Annotated in this window: 20 protein-coding genes and 1 tRNA gene; 20 read left to right on the top strand and 1 reads right to left on the bottom strand. The window is 74.5% G+C overall.

Annotation, left to right across the window (positions count from 1 at the left end; all coding sequences use genetic code 11):
- Positions 1-17 precede the first annotated feature (17 nt).
- Positions 18-446: an SsgA family sporulation/cell division regulator gene (locus tag FBY24_RS16745; protein ID WP_140459034.1), complete on the bottom strand. Its 429-nt coding sequence runs from the start codon at positions 444-446 to the stop codon at positions 18-20.
- A gap of 363 nt (positions 447-809) precedes the next feature.
- Here FBY24_RS16745 and FBY24_RS16740 point away from each other — a divergent pair.
- The 20 genes from FBY24_RS16740 (at position 810) to FBY24_RS16645 (ending at position 20,389) form a co-directional block, all read left to right on the top strand.
- Positions 810-881: transfer RNA gene (locus tag FBY24_RS16740), tRNA-Val, on the top strand.
- Positions 882-985: 104 nt separating this feature from the next.
- A complete protein-coding gene (locus FBY24_RS16735) occupies positions 986-3,034 on the top strand; it encodes an NAD(+) synthase (RefSeq protein ID WP_160158531.1) in 2,049 nt (682 codons plus the stop codon).
- 161 nt (positions 3,035-3,195) lie between these two features.
- Positions 3,196-5,208 (top strand): threonine--tRNA ligase, encoded by a 2,013-nt coding sequence (thrS, locus tag FBY24_RS16730; protein ID WP_142162311.1) that lies wholly within the window; start codon positions 3,196-3,198, stop codon positions 5,206-5,208.
- A gap of 5 nt (positions 5,209-5,213) precedes the next feature.
- Positions 5,214-5,798: an HIT domain-containing protein gene (locus FBY24_RS16725; RefSeq protein ID WP_370511006.1), complete on the top strand. Its 585-nt coding sequence runs from the start codon at positions 5,214-5,216 to the stop codon at positions 5,796-5,798.
- Entirely contained in the window at positions 5,792-6,400 is a 609-nt protein-coding gene (gene pgsA, locus FBY24_RS16720) for a phosphatidylinositol phosphate synthase (protein ID WP_142162309.1), read from the top strand. The genes FBY24_RS16725 and pgsA overlap by 7 nt, the downstream gene beginning before the upstream one ends.
- A complete protein-coding gene (locus tag FBY24_RS16715; RefSeq protein WP_142162307.1) occupies positions 6,397-7,392 on the top strand; it encodes a phosphatidylinositol mannoside acyltransferase in 996 nt (331 codons plus the stop codon). The genes pgsA and FBY24_RS16715 overlap by 4 nt, the downstream gene beginning before the upstream one ends.
- A gap of 11 nt (positions 7,393-7,403) precedes the next feature.
- Positions 7,404-8,615 (top strand): glycosyltransferase family 4 protein, encoded by a 1,212-nt coding sequence (locus tag FBY24_RS16710; protein ID WP_142163673.1) that lies wholly within the window; start codon positions 7,404-7,406, stop codon positions 8,613-8,615.
- On the top strand, positions 8,612-9,292 hold the full coding sequence (locus FBY24_RS16705; protein ID WP_142162305.1) for a hypothetical protein: 681 nt from the start codon (positions 8,612-8,614) through the stop codon (positions 9,290-9,292). The genes FBY24_RS16710 and FBY24_RS16705 overlap by 4 nt, the downstream gene beginning before the upstream one ends.
- Before the next feature lie 148 nt (positions 9,293-9,440).
- On the top strand, positions 9,441-10,352 hold the full coding sequence (gene pdxS, locus FBY24_RS16700; protein WP_142162303.1) for a pyridoxal 5'-phosphate synthase lyase subunit PdxS: 912 nt from the start codon (positions 9,441-9,443) through the stop codon (positions 10,350-10,352).
- Positions 10,353-10,372: 20 nt separating this feature from the next.
- Positions 10,373-10,954, top strand: coding sequence for an NUDIX hydrolase (locus tag FBY24_RS16695; protein ID WP_255432453.1), 582 nt, complete (start codon positions 10,373-10,375; stop codon positions 10,952-10,954).
- A 90-nt stretch (positions 10,955-11,044) separates the two neighbouring features.
- Complete coding sequence (locus tag FBY24_RS16690) at positions 11,045-12,244, top strand: pyridoxal phosphate-dependent aminotransferase (RefSeq protein ID WP_142162299.1); 1,200 nt, start codon at positions 11,045-11,047, stop codon at positions 12,242-12,244.
- A 43-nt stretch (positions 12,245-12,287) separates the two neighbouring features.
- Entirely contained in the window at positions 12,288-12,893 is a 606-nt protein-coding gene (pdxT, locus tag FBY24_RS16685) for a pyridoxal 5'-phosphate synthase glutaminase subunit PdxT (RefSeq protein WP_142162297.1), read from the top strand.
- A 100-nt stretch (positions 12,894-12,993) separates the two neighbouring features.
- Positions 12,994-13,749 (top strand): YebC/PmpR family DNA-binding transcriptional regulator, encoded by a 756-nt coding sequence (locus FBY24_RS16680; protein ID WP_142162295.1) that lies wholly within the window; start codon positions 12,994-12,996, stop codon positions 13,747-13,749.
- 126 nt (positions 13,750-13,875) lie between these two features.
- The gene (gene ruvC / locus FBY24_RS16675) at positions 13,876-14,442 is read left to right on the top strand and encodes a crossover junction endodeoxyribonuclease RuvC (protein WP_142162293.1); all 567 of its coding nucleotides are present in this window, start codon (positions 13,876-13,878) and stop codon (positions 14,440-14,442) included.
- Between the two features lie 93 nt (positions 14,443-14,535).
- Positions 14,536-15,159 carry a Holliday junction branch migration protein RuvA gene (gene ruvA / locus FBY24_RS16670; protein WP_142162291.1) on the top strand — a complete coding sequence of 208 codons (624 nt, stop codon included), beginning with the start codon at positions 14,536-14,538 and terminating at the stop codon, positions 15,157-15,159.
- Positions 15,152-16,204: a Holliday junction branch migration DNA helicase RuvB gene (gene ruvB / locus FBY24_RS16665; RefSeq protein ID WP_142162289.1), complete on the top strand. Its 1,053-nt coding sequence runs from the start codon at positions 15,152-15,154 to the stop codon at positions 16,202-16,204. The genes ruvA and ruvB overlap by 8 nt, the downstream gene beginning before the upstream one ends.
- 175 nt (positions 16,205-16,379) lie before the next feature.
- A complete protein-coding gene (gene yajC / locus FBY24_RS16660; protein ID WP_142162287.1) occupies positions 16,380-16,799 on the top strand; it encodes a preprotein translocase subunit YajC in 420 nt (139 codons plus the stop codon).
- 115 nt (positions 16,800-16,914) lie between these two features.
- On the top strand, positions 16,915-18,744 hold the full coding sequence (gene secD / locus FBY24_RS16655; protein ID WP_255432452.1) for a protein translocase subunit SecD: 1,830 nt from the start codon (positions 16,915-16,917) through the stop codon (positions 18,742-18,744).
- On the top strand, positions 18,744-19,832 hold the full coding sequence (gene secF / locus FBY24_RS16650) for a protein translocase subunit SecF (RefSeq protein WP_142162285.1): 1,089 nt from the start codon (positions 18,744-18,746) through the stop codon (positions 19,830-19,832). Before secD ends, secF begins: the two co-directional genes overlap by 1 nt.
- Positions 19,829-20,389, top strand: a complete 561-nt coding sequence (locus tag FBY24_RS16645; RefSeq protein WP_142162282.1) for an adenine phosphoribosyltransferase — start codon at positions 19,829-19,831, stop codon at positions 20,387-20,389. Before secF ends, FBY24_RS16645 begins: the two co-directional genes overlap by 4 nt.
- The last annotated feature ends 11 nt before the right edge of the window (positions 20,390-20,400 follow it).

The following is a 20,400-nucleotide window of genomic DNA, read 5'->3' as shown; positions in this document are numbered from 1 at the left end:
GTCGTGGTGCGGTGGCGTCAGGCGGTGAGCAGCGCCGCGATGAGGGCGGAGATCTCGCCCTCCATGCGGTCGGACTCGGCCCCCACGGGCACGAGCGACTCGGTCGCCGTCAGGAACCGCACGAACGGCTCGGTCGGGGCGGCCAGGAGGGCGCTGCCCTCCACGCCGCTCAGCGACACGAGCGTGTAGTCGGGGTCGTCGTCTCGCCAGACCTGCACGTCGCCGGTGCCGGCGGGGGCGTCGGCCGTGGCGTGCACGCCCTGCGCGAGGAGCTCGCGCCCGAGCAGCCAGGTCGACATCGTGTGGGCACCGGTGAAGACGGCACGGACCGTGTACGGGTCGCTCGTCCGGAAGGACAGCTCGGCGGAGACGGGGATGACGCTCGCGTCGGACCCGATGAGCTGCATGGCGACGACCTCGACGACGTCGTACGACGAGTCTGTCATCGGGTCCTCCTGTCATGTGCTGCGAGCGCGGCTGCTCGTGCCGGACCATCATGGCAGGCCAGCGGCCGGTTAGGACCTGCCAGCAGGTGGAGTTCACCCGCCCGGACGCAAGGGCCCGGGGACTGAAACGTTTGCGACGACGGTGTCCGTGCTGGTGCGAGCCTTGCGCTTCACCCGGACGTGTGCAAGAGCCGTTCGGCTGTCCCGCGCCCGGCGTGTCGTCCGGACGGGTGGCGCCGCCCCCGACCGACGGCCCGCCGGCCACCCGTCGGCCCGTCGGCGCGCCGTCCGGCGCCCGGTTCGGAAGTCGTCCCGACTTGGGCTAGCATCGTCTGCGCACGCCGCCCACGGGTGGTGCGCGACGGGCGATTGGCTCAGTGGTAGAGCGCCTCGTTCACACCGAGGAGGTCACTGGTTCGAACCCAGTATCGCCCACCGTCGCAGGACACGACAGCCCCGGCCCCGCCGGGGCTGTCGTGCGTTCCCCCTCGTTCCGTGCTCGCCCGCTGCCCCTGCCTGGCCCGTGGAAGACTCCTGACGTGGACTTCTTCTCGGCCTACGCCCACGGGTTCGCGCGCGTCGCCGCGTGCACCGTCCCGGTCACCGTCGCGGACCCCGCGGCCAACGTCGCCGCCGTGCTCGACGCGGCGCGGGCCTGCCACGACGACGCCGTGGCCGTCGCGGTCTTCCCCGAGCTGTGCCTGTCCGGGTACGCCCTCGACGACCTCTTCCTGCAGGACGTGCTGCTCGACGCCGTCGAGGACGCCCTGCGCACCCTGGTGGACGCGTCCGTGGACCTGATGCCCGTGCTCGTGGTCGGCGCACCCCTGCGGCACGGCAGCCGCCTGCTCAACGCCGCCGTCGTGGTCCACCGGGGTCGCGTGCTCGGCGTCGCGCCCAAGTCCCACCTCCCCACCTACCGGGAGTTCTACGAGCGGCGCTGGTTCGCCCCCGGCGACGAGGTGCGCGGCACGACCACCGTCGCGGGGCAGCGGGTCCCCGTCGGCCCCGACCTGCTCTTCGAGGCCGAGGACGTGCCGGGCCTCGTGCTGCACGTCGAGGTGTGCGAGGACATGTGGGTGCCCGTGCCGCCGAGCGCCACGGCCGCGCTCGCCGGCGCGACGGTCCTGGTGAACCTCTCGAGCAGCCCGGTGACGGTGGCCCGCGCCGAGGACCGCCGGCTGCTCGTGCGGTCGGCGTCGGCCCGGTGCCAGGCCGCCTACGTGTACGCGGCGGCCGGGCAGGGGGAGTCGACGACCGACCTGTCCTGGGACGGGCAGACCATGGTCTACGAGCTCGGCGACCTGCTGGCCGAGACGGAGCGGTTCCCCGACGGGCCGCGCACCGCGGTCGCGGACGTCGACCTGGACCGGCTGCGGTCCGAGCGCATGCGCACGGGCACGTTCGACGACAACCGGCGGGCGAGCGGCCTCGCGCCCGCGGGCACGGACCTGCGGCGGGTGACCTTCGCGCTCGCCCCGCCCGCGGGGGACGTCGGGCTGCGGCGCACCGTCGACCGGTTCCCCTTCGTGCCCGACGACCCGCAGCGTCTCGCGCTCGACTGCTACGAGGCCTACAACATCCAGGTCTCGGGGCTCGAGCAGCGGCTGCGGGCCGTCGGCGACGCCAAGGTCGTCATCGGCGTCTCGGGCGGGCTGGACTCCACGCACGCGCTGATCGTCGCGGCGCGGGCGATGGACCGGCTCGGGCGCCCGCGCAGCGACGTGCTCGCGTTCACGATGCCCGGCTTCGCCACGAGCGAGACGACCCGCAGCAGCGCCTGGGCCCTCATGCGGGCGCTCGGCACGACCGCCGAGGAGATCGACATCCGTCCGGCGGCGCGTCAGGTGCTCGCGGACCTCGGGCACCCCGCGGGCACCGGTGCCGAGGTCTACGACGTCACCTTCGAGAACGTGCAGGCCGGGCTGCGGACCGACTACCTGTTCCGGGCCGCGAACCAGCGCGGCGGGATCGTGCTGGGCACCGGCGACCTCTCCGAGCTCGCGCTGGGCTGGTGCACGTACGGCGTCGGCGACCAGATGTCGCACTACGCGGTCAACGCGGGCGTGCCCAAGACGCTCATCCAGCACCTCATCCGCTGGGTGATCGCCGAGGACCACTTCGGCGCCGAGACGAACGAGGTGCTGGGCCGGGTGCTGGACCAGGAGATCTCGCCCGAGCTCGTGCCGGCCCGCGAGGGCGAGCCGCTGCAGCGCACGGAGGACGTGGTCGGGCCGTACGCGCTGCAGGACTTCACGCTCTACCAGGTGCTGCGGCACGGCACGCGTCCGCGCAAGGTCGCGTTCCTGGCCTGGCACGCGTGGCGAGACGCGCAGGCCGGCGCGTGGCCGCCCGGCTTCCCCGTGGACGCCCGCGCCGCCTACGACCTGCCGACGGTCCGGCGGTGGCTCGAGGTGTTCGTGCGCCGGTTCTTCGCCAGCCAGTTCAAGCGGTCGGCGCTGCCGAACGGGCCGAAGGTCAGCGCGGGCGGCACGATGTCGCCGCGCGGGGACTGGCGGATGCCCTCCGACGCGAGCGCGGCCGCCTGGCTCGCCGACGTCGCGCACGTCCCCGACGGGCCCCGCTGACGCGGTGCGGTGCGCCGCCGCCGCCGTCGCGCCGTGCCACCGGCGCGGCGATCCGTGCGGACGGGGACGGCCGGGTCGGTAGCATCGACCACGCCCGGCTCGGCGACCGCCGACACCGCCGCGACCTGTGCGGCGCGGGCGCACCACGAGGAGCCACGCACGTGCCCGAGAGCATCGCCCTGACCGTCGACGGAGTCGCGACCCAGGTGGAGGCGGGCACCACGGGGACGACGCTGTTCGCCGACCGCCGTGACGTCGTCGTCGTCCGCGTCGACGGGGAGCTGAAGGACCTCGCGGTGGAGCTGCCCGCCGGGTCCGTCGTGGAGGCCGTCACGATCGGCTCGCCCGACGGGCTCGCCGTGCTGCGGCACTCCGCCGCCCACGTCCTGGCGCAGGCCGTGCAGGAGGTCAACCCGTCGGCGCGCCTGGGCATCGGCCCGCCGATCACCGACGGCTTCTACTACGACTTCGACGTCGAGACCCCGTTCACCCCCGAGGACCTCAAGGCCGTCGAGAAGGTCATGGGGCGCATCGTCAAGGAGGGGCAGACCTTCCGGCGGTGGGAGGTCACCGAGGCCCAGGCGCGCGAGGAGCTCGCCGCCGAGCCCTACAAGCTCGAGCTGATCGGCCTGAAGGGCGACGCCGGCAGCACCGACGGCGCGTCCGTCGAGGTCGGCCTCGGCGGGCTGTCGATCTACCAGAACGTGCGCGGCGCCGGACGCGAGTCCGAGGCCGTCGTGTGGCAGGACCTGTGCCGCGGCCCGCACCTGCCCAGCACCCGCCTCATCGGCAACGGCTTCCAGCTGACCCGGTCCGCCGCGGCGTACTGGCGCGGCTCGGAGAAGAACCCGCAGCTGCAGCGCGTCTACGGCACCGCGTGGCCGACCAAGGACGAGCTCAAGGCGTACCTCGACCGGATCGCCGAGGCGGAGCGGCGCGACCACCGCAAGCTGGGCAACGAGCTCGACCTGTTCTCGTTCCCCGAGGAGATCGGGTCGGGCCTGGCGGTGTTCCACCCCAAGGGCGGGATCATCCGCATGGAGATGGAGGAGTACTCGCGCCGCCGGCACGTGCAGGCGGGCTACTCGTTCGTCAACAGCCCGCACATCACCAAGGAGCAGCTCTTCCAGATCTCCGGGCACCTGGACTGGTACGCCGACGGCATGTACCCGCCCATGCAGCTCGACGAGGAGCGCGACGCCGAGGGCCACGTGCGCCGGGCCGGGCAGAACTACTACCTCAAGCCCATGAACTGCCCGATGCACAACCTGATCTTCGCCGCGCGCGGCCGCTCGTACCGCGAGCTGCCGCTGCGGCTCTTCGAGTTCGGCACGGTCTACCGGTACGAGAAGTCGGGCGTCGTGCACGGCATGACCCGCGCCCGCGGCTTCACCCAGGACGACGCGCACATCTACTGCACCCGCGAGCAGATGAAGGACGAGCTGACCAGCCTGCTCACCTTCGTCCTCGACCTGCTCAAGGACTACGGCCTCGACGACTTCTACCTCGAGCTGTCGACGAAGAACCCCGAGAAGTCCGTCGGCTCGGACGAGGTGTGGCAGGAGGCCACCGACACGCTGCGCGAGGTCGCCGAGGCCTCGGGCCTCGACCTCGTGCCCGACCCGGGCGGCGCCGCGTTCTACGGCCCGAAGATCTCCGTCCAGGCGAAGGACGCGATCGGGCGGACCTGGCAGATGTCGACGATCCAGCTCGACTTCAACCTGCCCGAGCGGTTCGAGCTCGAGTACACGGCCCCCGACGGCAGCCGGCAGCGGCCGGTCATGATCCACCGGGCGCTGTTCGGCTCGATCGAGCGGTTCTTCGCGGTGCTGACCGAGCACTACGCCGGGGCGTTCCCCGCCTGGCTCGCGCCCGTGCAGGTGCTGGCCGTGCCCGTCGCCGAGCCGTTCGAGCCGTACCTCGACGACGTCGTGCAGCGCCTGCGCGCCCTGGGGATCCGCGCCGAGGTCGACCGGTCCGACGACCGGTTCGGCAAGAAGATCCGCAACGCCAGCACGCAGAAGATCCCGTTCGTGCTCATCGCGGGCGGCGAGGACGCCGAGGCGGGAGCCGTCTCGTTCCGGTACCGCGACGGCCGCCAGGACAACGGCGTGCCCGTCGACGAGGCGGTCGAGCGGATCGTCGCCGCGGTGCGCGACCGCGTGCAGGTCTGACCCCCGTGGTCGACCACGCCGACCCCGGCGACGCCGTGCCCCGCACGCACGGCCTCGCCGGGGACCCCGACGGCTACGAGCGGCTGTGGACGCCGCACCGCATGGCGTACATCGGCGGGCAGGACAAGCCGGCCGACGACGCCCCCGGCGACGGCTGCCCCTTCTGCCGCGTCCCGGGCCTGCCGGACGACGAGGGGCTCGTCGTCGCGCGCGGAGCCGTCGCGTTCGTCGTGCTCAACCTGTACCCGTACAACGCCGGGCACCTGATGGTCTGCCCCTACCGGCACGTCGCGGACTACACGGACCTCACCCCCGAGGAGGTCGTCGAGGTCGCCGCCCTGACCCGCACCGCCATGCGCACCCTGCGGGCCGTGCACGCGCCGCAGGGGTTCAACCTCGGCATGAACCAGGGGCAGGTCGCCGGCGCGGGCATCCAGGCGCACCTGCACCAGCACGTCGTGCCGCGGTGGGGCGGGGACGCGAACTTCCTGCCGATCGTCGCGAGCACCCGTGCCCTGCCGGAGGTCCTCGGCGACACCCGTGCGCGCCTGGCCGCGGCGTGGCCCGCCGACGGGGGGACGACGTGCTGAACCGCTTCCGCGGGCTCGCGCAGAAGGTCTGGGCGCCCCTGGCCGACGCCCTGCTGCGTGCCGGCGTCTCCCCGGACGTCGTGACCGTCGTCGGCACGCTCGTCGTGGTCGTCACGGCCCTGTGGGCGTTCCCGACCGGGCACCTGCTGCTCGGCGCGGTCCTCATCGGCGTCTTCACGCTCACCGACTCCCTCGACGGGGTGATGGCGCGCCGCTCGGGCCGCACCGGGCCGTGGGGGGCGTTCCTCGACTCGACCCTCGACCGGTTCGGCGACGCCGCGATCTTCTCGGGGCTGGTCGTCTGGTACGTCGGCGGCGGGGACGACCGCACCGCCGCGCTGCTCGCGCTCGCCTGCCTCGTGCTCGGCTCGGTCGTGCCCTACGCCCGGGCGCGGGCCGAAGGGCTCGGCATGACCGCCAGCGGCGGGATCGCCGAGCGCGCCGACCGGCTCCTCGTCGTGCTCGTCGCGACCGCGGTGGTCGGCGCCGGGGCCCCCACGGTCGTCATGTCCGTCGTGCTCGCGCTGCTCGCGGTGGCGTCCGCCGTGACCGTCGTCCAGCGCATGGCCACGGTCCGCCGTCAGGTGCAGGAGAACGCATGAGCGTGGACGTCGCCCGCCTCTACCACCTGGCCTGGAAGGTCGGTCACCGCGTGCCCGGCCCCGTCGTCCGTGCCCTGACGACCGTCGCGGCCGACGTGACGTGGGCGCGCCGCACGTCCGGGGTCCGCCGCCTCGAGGCGAACCTCGCCCGGGTGCGCCCCGAGCTCGACGCCCGCGCCCTGCGCCGCCTCTCCCGCGCCGGCATGCGGTCGTACCTGCGCTACTTCGGCGAGACGTTCACCCTGCGCCGGCTCAGCCGCGACCAGGTCGACGCCCGGGTGCGGGTCGAGGGCCGCGAGCACGTCCAGCCGCACCTCGACGCGGGCCGGCAGGTCCTGATGGTCCTCGGCCACACGGGCAACTGGGACCTCGCCGGGGCGTGGGCCACGCGTGCCCTCGCGCCGGTGACGACCGTGGCCGAGCGGCTGCGCCCCGAGGAGCTCTTCCAGGAGTTCGTCGCGTTCCGCGAGAGCCTCGGCCTGACGATCATCCCGCTCACCGGCGGCGGCGACGTCTACCGCCAGCTCGTGCGGGTCGCGCGCACCGGGCCCGGCCTGCTGCCGCTGCTGGCCGACCGCGACCTGACGGCCAAGGGGGTCGAGGTCGACCTGTTCGGCCGGCGCGCCCGGGTCGCCGCCGGGCCCGCGGCGCTGGCCATCGGCGTCGGTGCGCCGCTCGTCGCCACGGGGATCCGGTACGAGCGCCTGCGCGGCCCGCGCCGCCGCGCCGCCGGCGGCCCCTGGGGCATCGTGCTGACCTTCTCCCCGGTCGTCCCCGTGCCCGACGACCTGCCGCGCGCGGAGCGGCTCGTCGCGGTCACCCAGGCCTGGGTCGACGTGGTCGCCGCGCAGGTGCACGCCGCGCCGCAGGACTGGCACATGCTCCAGCGCGTCTTCGTCGAGGACCTCGACCCCGCCCGCGACGCCACCGTGCGGTCCGCGCCGGACGCCGGGGGCCCCGGCGCCGACGTCCCGGTCGGAGGTCCGGCGTGAGCGGCCGGCCGCTGCGCGTCGGGCTGGTCTGCCCGTACTCGTTCGACGTGCCCGGTGGCGTGCAGTTCCACGTCCGTGACCTCGCCGAGGCGCTCATCGACCGCGGCCACACCGTCTCGGTGCTCGCCCCGGCCGCCGACGAGACACCCGTCCCGGACTACCTCGTGCCCGCCGGACGGGCCGTGCCCGTCCACTACAACGGGTCCGTCGCGCGCCTGACGTTCGGCCCCGTCACCGCCCGGCGCGTGCGCCGCTGGCTCGCGCAGGGCGAGTTCGACGTCCTGCACCTGCACGAGCCCGTCACGCCGAGCCTGAGCATGCTCGCGCTGTGGATCGCCGACGGCCCCGTCGTGGCGACCTTCCACACCTCGCTGCTGCGCTCGCGCTCGCTCCAGGTCGCGTACCCGCTGGTGCGCCAGTCGCTGGAGAAGATCTCCCTGCGGGTCGCGGTCTCCGAGGACGCCCGGCGCACGCTCGTCGAGCACCTCGGCGGCGACGCCGTCGTCATCCCGAACGGCGTGTGGGTCGACACGTTCGACCGCGCCGAGCCGGACCCCCGCTGGACGGGCACGCCGCAGGCGCCGACCGTCGCGTTCCTCGGCCGCTACGACGAGGGCCGCAAGGGCCTGCCGGTGCTGCTGCGGGCCGTCGGCCACGTGCTCGACGCCCTGCCCGGCGCCCGCTTCCTCGTGGCCGGCCGGGGGGAGACGGGCCAGGAGCAGGCCCGCGAGATCCTCGGCGACCGCGCGTCCTCGGTCGAGTTCCTCGGCGGGGTCAGCGAGGAGGACAAGGCCCGGCTGCTGTCGTCCGTCGACGTCTACTGCGCCCCCCAGACCGGGGGGGAGAGCTTCGGGATCGTCCTCGTCGAGGCCATGGCCGCGGGTGCGGCGGTCGTCGCGAGCGACCTGGGTGCCTTCACCCGCGTCCTCGACGACGGCGAGGCGGGCGTGCTGTTCCGCACCGGCGACGGCGACGACCTGGGCGCGACGCTCGTGCGCGTGCTGGGCGACCCGCAGGTCCGCGAGCGGGTGCGCACCCGGGCCCGGCGCGTCGTCGGCCGCTACGACTGGTCCGCCGTCACCGACCAGGTGCTGGCCGTGTACGAGATGGCCGTGGCCGGCCGCGACGCACCCGTGGGGGAGGACCCGTCGTCGCTGCGCGGGGCCCGCCTGCTGGAGCTGCGCCGGGCCCGCAGCGGCGTGAGCGGGGCTGTGAACGCATGACGTGGTCCGAGCTGGCCGTCGTCGTGGTGCTCGTCGTCGGTCTCCTGCTGTGGCTGGTGTGGGTCCGGGCCTCGCGCCTGGACCGCCTGCACCGCAAGGTCGGCGCGTCGCGGGCCGTCGTGGAGACCCAGCTGGTCCGGCGCGCGACCGTCGCGGCCGAGCTCGCCACCAGCGGTCTGCTCGACCCCGTGAGCTCGGTCGTCGTCGGCGAGGCGGCCTGGGCGGCGCTCGCGGCGTCCGGCACCGGCCGGGACGTGCCCCGCGGCCCGCTGCCCGACGGGCTCCTGGCCCTGCTCGACGGCGACGGCGACGGCATCCCCGACGTGGTGCCCGGCGCCGCCGTGCCGGGCCGTCGCGGTGCCGTCGAGAGCGAGCTGTCCGCTGCCCTGCGCGAGGTGCTCGACGACGCCGACGAGGTGGACGCGCTGGCCGCCGAGCCCGCCGGCGACGCGCTCCTCGCCGCGCTGGGGGCCGCCTGGTACCGCGTGCAGCTCGCGCGCCGGTTCCACAACGAGGCCGTCGCGCAGACCCAGCGGGTGCGCCACGGGGCGGTCGTGCGGCTGCTCCGGCTCGCCGGGCACGCGGCCGAGCCCGAGACCCTCGAGATGGACGACGCCTGGCCCGCCGCGCTGCCGCGACCCGGCGAGCAGCCCGCCGTGGGGCGCCCGGCCCGCTGACGTCGCACCGCGTGGACGCCGCACCGGTGCCACGGTGGCGACGAACTAGGATGAGCCCGGTCCGGACCACGGCGGTCGTCGACGGCTCGCGCCGGGCGGCGGCCGGGCGGGACGGACGTCCCGAACCCCGGATCCGAAGAGGCCCGCAGTGACCGAGAACACCCAGACCCCCGCCGCCGGCGAGGTGGGCACCGCGCGTGTCAAGCGCGGCATGGCCGAGATGCTCAAGGGCGGCGTCATCATGGACGTCGTCACGCCCGAGCAGGCGAAGATCGCCGAGGACGCCGGCGCGGTGGCCGTCATGGCGCTCGAGCGCGTGCCCGCGGACATCCGTGCGCAGGGCGGCGTCGCCCGCATGTCGGACCCGGACCTCGTCGACGGGATCATCGAGGCCGTGTCGATCCCCGTCATGGCGAAGGCCCGCATCGGGCACTTCGTCGAGGCGCAGGTGCTGCAGAGCCTCGGCGTCGACTACATCGACGAGTCCGAGGTGCTCACGCCCGCGGACTACGCCCACCACATCGACAAGTGGGTCTTCACCGTGCCGTTCGTCTGCGGGGCGACCAACCTGGGCGAGGCCCTGCGCCGCATCACCGAGGGCGCGGCCATGATCCGCTCCAAGGGCGAGGCCGGCACGGGCGACGTGTCGAACGCCACGACGCACATGCGCACGCTGCGGGACGAGATCCGGCGGCTGACGTCGCTGCCCGAGGACGAGCTCTACCTCGCGGCCAAGGAGCTGCAGGCCCCGTACGAGCTGGTCAAGGAGGTCGCCACGGCCGGCAAGCTGCCCGTGGTCCTCTTCACCGCCGGCGGGATCGCGACGCCCGCCGACGCCGCGATGATGATGCAGCTCGGCGCCGAGGGCGTGTTCGTCGGCTCGGGCATCTTCAAGTCCGGCAACCCCGCGGAGCGCGCGGCCGCGATCGTCAAGGCCACGACGTTCTTCGACGACCCGGACGTCATCGCCACGGCCTCGCGCGGTCTGGGCGAGGCCATGGTGGGCATCAACGTCGACGACGTCCCCGTGCCGCACCGCCTGGCCGAGCGCGGCTGGTGACCGTACCCGGGTCCACGGACGTGCCCGCCACCCCCGTCGCGCGCTCCAGCGCCGACGGGGGTGGGCCCGTCCACGCGTTCGGGCCCGAGTGGCAGCCCGGCGAGGACGGGGTGCTGTTCCGCCGCGCCGCCCGCGTGATCCTGCTCGACGAGGACGACCGGGTGCTGCTCGTGCGCGGGCACGACGCCGACCAGCCCGAGCGGTCGTGGTGGTTCACGGTCGGCGGCGGCCTCGACGCGGGGGAGGACTCGCGGCAGGCCGCGGTCCGCGAGGTCCGCGAGGAGACCGGCATCGTGATCGGCCTGGACGCGCTCGTCGGCCCGGTGTACACCCGCTCGGCCGAGTTCGACTTCGTCTCCCGCACGTGCCGCCAGGACGAGGAGCTGTTCGTGGCCCGGGTCCGGCGCGACGAGGTCGCGGACCTCAGCCGCGACGGGTGGACGAGCGTCGAGCACGACGTCATCGACGAGATGGCCTGGTGGGACCTCGACGCGCTCGCGGCCGTCGAGATCGAGGTCTTCCCGGCCGGGCTGGCCGACCTCGTGCGCGACGTGCTCGTGTGGGACGGCCAGGTGCGGCACCTCGGGCTCGCGCGCGAGTGAGGGTCGGTGCGCGCGCGGGGCGACCGACGTCACCCGCCGGACGTACTGGTCGGTAACCTTCGCGTGACCTGACGGCGCTACGGTCGGGGCATGCCCCGCGTCGCCACCACGTCCCCCGCCGCCCGGATCCCGCGCAGCGGCATCCGCACGCTCATGGAGCTCGCGCTGCACGACCCCGAGGCGATCCACCTCGAGATCGGCGAGCCCGACCTCGCGCCGCCGGCCCACGTGGTGGACGCCACGGCCGCCGCCGCGCGCGCCGGCCGGACGGGGTACACCTCGAGCCTGGGCCTGACCGAGCTGCGCGCGGCCGCCGCCGACCGCGTCGCGCAGCGGTACGGGCGCCCCACGTCGGCCGACGAGATCGTCGTCACCCACGGGGCGATGCACGGGCTCGCCATGGCGATGGCCACCATGCTCGCCCCGGGCGACGAGCTGCTCGTGCCCGACCCGGCGTTCCCCAACTGGGAGATGGCCGCCGTCGCCGCCGGCGTGGTTCCCCGCCGCTACGCCACGCACGCCCGGGACGGCTTCGTGCCCGACCCGGCGGAGGTCGAGGCCCGCATCACGCCGCGCACCCGCGCGATGATCATCTGCTCCCCGAACAACCCCACCGGGGCCGTGTACCCGCCGCACGTGCTCGAGGCGCTCGTCGAGGTGGCCCGCCGCCACGACCTGTGGGTGCTGTCCGACGAGTGCTACGAGTCGATCACCTTCGACGCCCCGCACGTCTCGCCCACGGCGTACGACACCGACGGTCGGGTCGTGGCGTTCTACTCCCTGTCGAAGTCGTACGCGATGACCGGGTGGCGCGCCGGCTGGGCCGTCGTGCCCGACCCCGAGGTCGTCGAGATGATGGGGCACCTCGCCGAGGCCACCGTCGCGTGCCCGTCCACGACCGGCCAGGTCGGCGCCCTCGCCGCGATCACCGGGCCCCAGGACGTGGTCGACGCCGCGGTCGCCTCCTACCGCGACCGGCGCGACGCCGCGCTCGCCCTGCTCGAGCGGCGCGGCGTGTCCCACGTGCGCCCGGCCGGCGCGTTCTACCTCATGGTCGACGTCGGCGAGCCCGACACCGACGCGTTCGCGCTGCGCCTGCTCGAGCACCGGCACGTCGCCGTGGCGCCGGGCTCGACGTTCGGCGACGCCGCCGCCGGCATGGTCCGTGTCTCGCTGGCCGCACCCCGGGCCGACCTCCTCGAGGGCCTCGACCGGCTCGCCGACGAGGTCCTCGCCCGCCGGGCCGGCGCCGCGGCCGGCAGCGGGGCGGGCCTGGCGGCGGCCCGGTGACCGCGACGCCCGCGCCCGCGGCACGCGCCTAGGATCGACGCCCGTGACACCCACCATCGGAGTCCTGGCCCTGCAGGGCGACGTGCGCGAGCACCTCGCCGCGCTCACCGCCGCGGGTGTGCGCGCCGTCGGCGTGCGGCGCACGAGCGAGCTCGACGCCGTCGACGCGCTCGTGCTCCCCGGCGGGGAGTCGACGACCATCGACAAGCTCCTGCGTGCGTTCGACCTGTTCGGGCCGCTGCAGGCCCGGCTGCGCGCAGGCATGCCCGCCTACGGCTCGTGCGCGGGCATGATCCTGCTGGCCGACCGCATCATCGGCGGCATCGAGGGCCAGCAGACCCTCGGTGGCGTCGACATCACCGTGCGCCGCAACGCCTTCGGCCGCCAGGTCGACTCGTTCGAGACCGACCTGCGCATCGACGGGGTCGACGGGCCCGACCCGGTGCACGCGGTCTTCATCCGCGCACCGTGGGTCGAGGAGGTCGGTCCGGCGGCCCAGGTCGTCGGGCGCGTCGCGGACGGGCCCGCCGCCGGTAGGATCGTCGCGGTGCGCCAGGGGGCGTCGCTCGTCACGTCCTTCCACCCGGAGGTGACCGGCGACACGCGGGTGCACCGACTGTTCGTGCAGATCGTCCGCGACACCCTGTGAGGTCGCGGCACCCCGCCGCCCGGTCCGCGTCGACGCCGAGCCGGGCACGCGGGGAGCGCGCTGCAGGGTCCGTCCGCGTCAGGCGAAGGGGTATCGAGGCATGTCGGGTCACTCCAAGTGGGCCACCACGAAGCACAAGAAGGCCGTCATCGACGCGAAGCGCGGCAAGCTCTTCGCCAAGCTGATCAAGAACATCGAGGTCGCGGCCCGCACGGGCGGCGGTGACCCCGCGGGCAACCCGACGCTGTTCGACGCCATCCAGAAGGCCAAGAAGTCGTCGGTGCCCAACGACAACATCGACCGCGCCGTCAAGCGCGGCTCCGGCGCCGAGGCCGGCGGTGCGGACTACCAGTCGATCACCTACGAGGGCTACGGCCCCGGCGGCGTCGCGGTGCTCGTCGAGTGCCTCACCGACAACCGCAACCGTGCCGCGTCGGACGTGCGCGTCGCGTTCACGCGCAACGGCGGCCAGATGGCCGACCCCGGCTCGGTCGCGTACATCTTCAGCCGCAAGGGTGTCGTCGTCGTCCCCAAGGAGGGCACCGACGAGGACGCCGTCATGGAGGCCGTCCTCGAGGCCGGCGGCGAGGAGGTCAACGACCTCGGCGAGCAGTTCGAGGTCCTCTCCGAGGCGACCGACCTCGTGCCCGTGCGCACCTCCCTGCAGGACGCCGGCATCGACTACGACTCCGCCGACGTCGTGTGGTGGCCGTCCACGCAGATCGAGGTGGACGCCGACGGCGCCCGCAAGATCCTCCGGCTGATCGACGCGCTCGAGGACTCGGACGACGTGCAGAACGTCTACGCGAACTTCGACGCCTCCGACGAGGTCATGGCCGAGCTCGACGAGGACTGAGCCGGCACGCACGCCGCGCACGGGCGCCCGGGTCCTGCACCCGGGCGCCCGTGCTGCGTCCCGGACCGCCCGTCGCGCACCGGCGCGGCGCACCGGCCCGGCCGCGGGGCCTGCGACGATGGGTCCGTGCGCGTCCTCGGAGTCGACCCCGGCCTGACCCGTTGCGGCCTGGGGGTCGTCGACGGCCTCCCGGGCCGCCGCCTGCGCATCGTCGCCGTCGGGGTGGCGACCTCCGAGCCGTCCCTCGACGTGGACCAGCGGCTGCTGCGCATCGAGCGGGGCATCGAGGAGTACCTCGAGGAGCACGCCCCCGACGCGCTCGCGGTCGAGCGGGTGTTCGCCCAGCACAACGTCAGCACCGTCATGGGCACCGCGCAGGTCGCCGGCCTGGCGATGGTCGCGGCCGCGCGGCGCCGGATCCCCGTCGCCATGCACACGCCGAGCGAGGTCAAGGCCGCGGTCACCGGCAGCGGCCGCGCCGGCAAGGCCCAGGTGCAGACCATGGTGCAGCGGCTGCTGGCGCTCGACGAGCTCCCGCGCCCCGCCGACGCCGCCGACGCCCTGGCGCTGGCGATCTGCCACCTGTGGCGGCCCGCGGGCTCGGTCGGAGCGCCGCAGCGGCCGCCCGGTGCGCTGACTCCGGCCCAGCAGGCCTGGGCGGGCGCCGAGCAGGCGGCGCGCGCGCGGCGCTGAGCGCGTGTCCTTCGTACACGTGTTCGCCCGCGTGTGGCACAGTGGTCGCCGCGCCCGCACCGGCGGGCCGACGGTGACGGGAGGGGCGGTGCGGTGATCGCGTCCGTGCACGGGACGGTCCTGACGGTGCGGCTGGACTGCGCGGTCGTCGAGGTCGGCGGGGTCGGCATGCTCGTGCACGCCACGCCCACGACGCTCGCCGGCCTGCGGGTGGGGCAGCCCGGGCGGCTGCACACGTCGCTCGTCGTCCGGGAGGACGCGCTGACGCTGTTCGGGTTCGCGGACACCGACGAGCGCGACGTCTTCGAGACCGTGCAGACCGTCTCCGGCGTCGGCCCCCGCCTGGCCCTGGCGATGCTCGCGGTGCACACCCCGGACGGGCTGCGCCGTGCGGTCGCCGACGAGGACCTCGCGGCGCTGGTGCGCGTGCCGGGCATCGGGCGCAAGGGCGCCCAGCGCATCGTGCTGGAGCTGGGCGACCGGCTCGGCCCCCCCGAAGGCGTCGCCGTCGGGTCCGGCCCGGCCGCCCCGGCGCCCGACCACCGCGCGGACGTCGTCGAGGCGCTCGTCGGCCTGGGCTGGCAGCAGCGCGCCGCGCAGGACGCCGTCGAGGGCGTGCTCTCCGGCGCCGCGGAGACCGCCGGCCCCCTGGGCGCGCAGGACGTCCCCGGTGTCCTGCGGGCGGCGCTGCGCGCGCTCGGCGGTGCCCGTGGCTGAGCAAGCCGGCGAGGACGGCACGGACGTCGACGTCTCGCTCGTGCGCCCCGGGGCCGACGACCTCGAGCGCGCCGCGGAGGCCGCGCTGCGGCCGCGACGGCTGGACGAGTTCGTCGGGCAGCGCGTCGTGCGCGACCAGCTCTCGCTCGTCCTGGAGGCGGCGCTGGGCCGCGGGCGGGCGCCCGACCACGTGCTGCTGTCGGGCCCGCCCGGGCTGGGCAAGACGACGCTCGCCATGATCATCGCCGCCGAGCTCGGGGCGTCGCTGCGGGTCACGAGCGGCCCGGCCATCCAGCACGCGGGGGATCTCGCGGCGGTGCTGTCCTCCCTGGAGGAGGGCGAGGTGCTCTTCCTCGACGAGATCCACCGCCTCGCGCGCCCGGCCGAGGAGCTGCTGTACGTGGCGATGGAGGACTTCCGCGTCGACGTCGTCGTCGGCAAGGGGGCCGGCGCCAGCGCGATCCCGCTGTCGCTGCCCCCGTTCACGGTCGTCGGGGCCACCACCCGGGCAGGGTTGCTGCCCGCGCCCCTGCGCGACCGCTTCGGCTTCACCGGGCACCTCGACTTCTACTCCGACGACGAGCTCGAGCGGGTGCTCGTGCGTTCCGCCGGGCTGCTCGGCGCGCCGCTGGAGGCGGCCGCGGCGGCGGAGATCGCGTCGCGCTCGCGCGGGACGCCCCGCATCGCCAACCGGCTGCTGCGCCGCGTGCGGGACTGGGCGCAGGTGCGCGGCGACGGCCGGATGTCGCTCGACGCGGCCCGCGCCGCGCTGGAGGTGTACGAGGTCGACGCGCGCGGTCTGGACCGGCTCGACCGGTCCGTGCTCGACGCCCTGTGCCGGCGGTTCGGCGGCGGGCCCGTGGGCCTGACGACGCTCGCCGTCGCCGTGGGGGAGGAGCCCGAGACCGTCGAGACCGTCGCCGAGCCGTTCCTCGTCCGCGAGGGCCTCGTGGGGCGCACGCCGCGGGGTCGGGTGGCGCTGCCGGCGGCGTGGGAGCACCTCGGGCTCGTGCCGCCGTCGGCCGGCGGGACGCTGTTCACCTGACGCGTCGCGCGGTGCGCGGGGGCGTCCGCCGGGGTCGGACGCTCCGGTGCGGCACGTCTGCGGCCGCCCGACCTGCGCGATCGGGAACCCGCCCCGAGCCCGGGACGTTGGAGCGGCGGGCCGCGGCGCCTAGACTGCGGCGGACGTTCCTGACGAATCCGGAGACACATCCCTCATGACGGGCGACTACACGCTCTTTCTTTTCGTCGCTGCCGCGTTCGCGCTGCTGTGGTTCATGTCGAGCCGCAGCCGCAAGCAGCAGCGCGCGGCCATGGAGTTCCGCGACAACCTCCAGGCCGGTGACGAGGTCATGACCAGCTCCGGCATGTACGGCACCGTCACGGACGTCGAGGGCGACGTCATCACCCTCGAGTCCACGCCCGGGAGCTCGACCCGCTGGCTGCGCGCGGCCATCGCGCGCAAGGTCGAGCCCGTCGTCGTCGACGACGCGACCGACGACGAGGTCGGTCCGAAGGACGCGGACGTCGACGACGTCCAGGTCCCCGACGACCTGTCGTCGCTGCCCCCGGAGCCGCCCGCGGCGCCACGGGACGACGAGCCCGGCAGCAAGCCCCAGGACCCCGGCACGAAGTAGCAGCGGTCCGGCTCGCCGGACCTCGATCCCCACCGCCCTCCCGGCGGTGCGCGCACGAGAGAAGACTCCGTTGGCCCCACCTCCCCGCCGTCGTGAACGGCCGGTCCGCACCCTGGTGACCCTGCTGCTGGTGGTCGTGGCGATCTTCGCCTCGATCGCGGCCGGGACCCGCTGGGGCGACGCGTCCTTCACCCCGAACCTCGCGCTCGACCTCGAGGGCGGCACGCAGATCATCCTGCGGCCCGTCCCCGAGGCCGAGGGGAACGTCACCGAGGACACCATCGCGCAGGCGATCGACGTGATCCGCCAGCGCGTGGACGCCTCGGGCGTCGCGGAGGCGGAGATCTCCAGCCAGGGCGGCCAGAACATCGTGGTCGCGCTGCCGGGGACGCCCTCGGAGGAGACGCTCGAGCTGGTGCGGACGTCGGCGCAGATGGAGCTCCGGCCCGTCCTCGCCGTCGCCGCACCGACGCCGGTCGTCACCGACGAGTCCACCGAGCAGCCCACGGACGACGCGACCGCCGCCCCGGAGGCGACGGAGGAGGCCGCGGCACCCGCGGACGACGCCACGGCGGAGGCCGACCCGGCCGCGACGGACGAGGCTGCCACCGAGGACGCGGCGGCCGAGGAGGAGCTCTCCGACGAGCCCACCAAGGACGCGCCCGACAACGCCAGCGATCTCGAGTACTACCTGACGCCCGCGGTGCAGGCCGAGCTCGACGCGTTCGACTGCACGCTCCCGGAGAACCTCACAGGCGGCACGCCGGGTGCGGCGGACGAGGCCGTCGTCACCTGCGACCAGACGGGCACGACGAAGTTCCTGCTCGGCCCCGTCGAGATCGAGGGCACCGACATCGCCAGCGCGAGCTCCGGCCTGCGCCAGCTCGCGAGCGGCGGCACGTCGAACGAGTGGGTCGTCAACCTCGAGTTCACGTCCGCCGGCACGCCGAAGTTCACCGAGGTCACCACGCGGCTCGCCGCCGCGACCGCACCGCTGAACCAGTTCGCGGCCGTGCTCGACGGGCTGGTCATCTCGGCGCCGTCGGTGAACGAGGTCATCCCCAACGGGCAGGCCGAGATCTCCGGCAGCTTCACGCAGGACTCGGCGGCCGCTCTGGCCAACCAGCTGAACTTCGGCTCGCTGCCGATCAGCTTCGACGTCCAGTCCGAGCAGCAGATCTCCGCGACGCTCGGCTCGGAGCAGCTGCGCAACGGCCTCATCGCCGGCCTCATCGGCCTCGCGCTGGTCGCGCTGTACTCGCTCTTCCAGTACCGGGCGCTCGGCCTGGTGACGATCGCCTCGCTCGTCGTCGCCGCCGTCGTCACGTACGGGGTCATCACCCTGCTGTCCTGGACGCAGGGGTACCGGCTCTCGCTGCCCGGTGTCGCCGGACTCATCGTCGCGGTCGGCATCACCGCCGACTCGTTCATCGTGTACTTCGAGCGCATCCGTGACGAGCTGCGCGACGGGCGGACCCTGCCCGCGGCCGTCGAGCGGGCCTGGGTGCGTGCGCGACGGACGATCATCGCCTCGGACGCGATCAACTTCCTCGCCGCCGTGGTCCTGTACTTCCTCGCGGTCGGCGGCGTGCGCGGGTTCGCGTTCACCCTCGGCCTGACGACGGTCATCGACCTGCTGGTCGTGCTGCTGTTCACGCACCCGGTGATGGTGCTGCTCGCCAAGACCCGGTTCTTCGGCGACGGGCACCCGGCGTCCGGGCTGGACCCCCGGCGCCTCGGCGTCGACTCCGCCCGGTACGTCGGACGCGGGCGCGTCGTCGCCCCCGGCGAGAAGGCCGCCCGCACGGGCCGCCGCCCCGAGCCGGTCGCAGCCGGCACCGCGGGTCTGACCATCGCCGAGCGGCGGGCCGCCGAGCGCGCCGCGCAGCCGCCGGCGCCGACCGACGCACCCACCACGGGGCGCCCCGAGGGGAGCGAGCACTGATGGCCACCGGATTCGCCCAGTGGGGCAACGACCTGTACACCGGTCGGCGCTCGTACGAGATGGTCGGGCGCCGACGCGTCTGGTTCACGATCTCGACCGCCATGGTGCTGGTCTCCCTCGTGCTGCTGTGGAAGCCGGGCCTGAACCCCGGCATCGAGTTCCGCGGTGGCTCGGAGTTCGTCGTGTCGGGCGTCGCCGAGCTCGACCAGGAGCTCGCGACGGAGACGGTCACGTCGGTCAGCGCCGAGGAGACGCCCCGCGTCACCTCGCTCGGCCAGTCGTCGCTGCGCGTGCAGACCGCCGAGCTCACCAACGCCGAGGTCGACGCGGTCTCCGAGGCGCTCGCCGAGGCGTTCGCGGTCCCGGCCGACCAGGTGACCAGCACGTACATCGGCCCCACCTGGGGCCAGGACGTGTCGCAGAAGGCCCTGACCGGCCTCGTGGTCTTCCTCCTGCTCGTGACCGTGGTCATGACGCTGTACTTCCGCAACTGGCGGATGGCCGCGGCGGCCCTGCTCGCGCTCTTCCACGACCTCGTCATCACCGTCGGGCTGTACGCCGGGATCGGCTGGGAGGTCACGCCCGCCACGGTGATCGGGTTCCTGACGATCCTCGGCTACTCGCTGTACGACACGGTCGTCGTGTTCGACAAGGTCCGCGAGAACACCGCCGGGACGCTCGACCAGACGCGGTTCACCTACTCCGAGCAGGCGAACCTCGCGGTCAACCAGACGCTGGTGCGCTCCATCAACACGTCGGTCGTCGCGCTGCTGCCGGTGGCGTCGATCCTGGTCATCGGGGCGTTCATCCTGGGTGCCGGCACGCTGCGGGACATCGCGCTCGCGCTGTTCGTCGGCATGCTCGTCGGCACGTTCTCCTCGATCTTCCTCGCGACGCCCTTCGAGGTGGCGCTGCGGGAGCGGGAGACGGCGATCAAGGAGCACACCGCCAAGGTCCTGGCGGGCCGGGCGGCCCGGTCCCAGGACGGCACGGCCGAGCCCGTGGTGGCCGGGGCCCCGGCGGTCGGAGCCCAGCGGCCGGGGACGCACCTGGGGCACGACGCGCAGCCGCGCCGGAAGCGGCGGTGAGCGCCGTGGGCACCGCCGGGCGCGAGGCGCTGGCCCGGCGGGTCGACGACCTGCTGCGCACGGTGCCGGACTTCCCCAGCCCGGGGATCCAGTTCCGCGACATCATGCCGCTCCTCGCGGACGCCGCCGCGTTCGCCGAGGTCGTCGCCCACCTGGCGCAGGCCGCCCGCGAGGAGCACGGGGGCATCGACCTCGTGGCCGGCATGGAGGCGCGGGGCTTCCTCCTCGCCGCCCCGGTGGCGACGACGCTCGGTGCCGGGCTCGTGCCCGTGCGCAAGTCCGGCAAGCTGCCCGGACCGGTCGAGCAGGTCAGCTACGCCCTCGAGTACGGCGAGGCCTCGGTCGAGGTGCAGCCCTTCACGATCCGGCCCGGCGCGCGCGTCCTCGTCATCGACGACGTGCTCGCCACCGGCGGGACGGCTGCCGCGACGGTCGACCTCCTCGAGCGCTGCGGCGCGCAGGTCGTGGGACTGAGCTTCCTCGTGGAGCTCTCGGCCCTCGACGGCCGCTCGCTGCTCGACGGTCGCTCGGTCGACGCGCTGCTCGCGCTCGGCTGAGCCCGCAGGAC

Origin of the sequence: Cellulomonas sp. SLBN-39 (assembly GCF_006715865.1) — a bacterium.
Classification (GTDB): domain Bacteria; phylum Actinomycetota; class Actinomycetes; order Actinomycetales; family Cellulomonadaceae; genus Cellulomonas.
The sequence above is the reverse complement of the archived record's forward strand: the minus strand, read 5'-3'. Positions and strand labels throughout refer to the sequence as shown.

Excerpts from the sequence above, each read along its gene's own strand:
- FBY24_RS16745 (WP_140459034.1), bottom strand. The coding sequence starts at position 446 with ATGACAGACTCGTCGTACGACGTCGTCGAGGTCGTCGCCATGCAGCTC.
- FBY24_RS16715 (WP_142162307.1), top strand. The coding sequence starts at position 6,397 with ATGAGCGTGGACGTCGCCCGCCTCTACCACCTGGCCTGGAAGGTCGGT.
- FBY24_RS16705 (WP_142162305.1), top strand. The coding sequence starts at position 8,612 with ATGACGTGGTCCGAGCTGGCCGTCGTCGTGGTGCTCGTCGTCGGTCTC.
- FBY24_RS16690 (WP_142162299.1), top strand. The coding sequence starts at position 11,045 with ATGCCCCGCGTCGCCACCACGTCCCCCGCCGCCCGGATCCCGCGCAGC.
- FBY24_RS16680 (WP_142162295.1), top strand. The coding sequence starts at position 12,994 with ATGTCGGGTCACTCCAAGTGGGCCACCACGAAGCACAAGAAGGCCGTC.
- yajC (WP_142162287.1), top strand. The coding sequence starts at position 16,380 with ATGACGGGCGACTACACGCTCTTTCTTTTCGTCGCTGCCGCGTTCGCG.
- secF (WP_142162285.1), top strand. The coding sequence starts at position 18,744 with ATGGCCACCGGATTCGCCCAGTGGGGCAACGACCTGTACACCGGTCGG.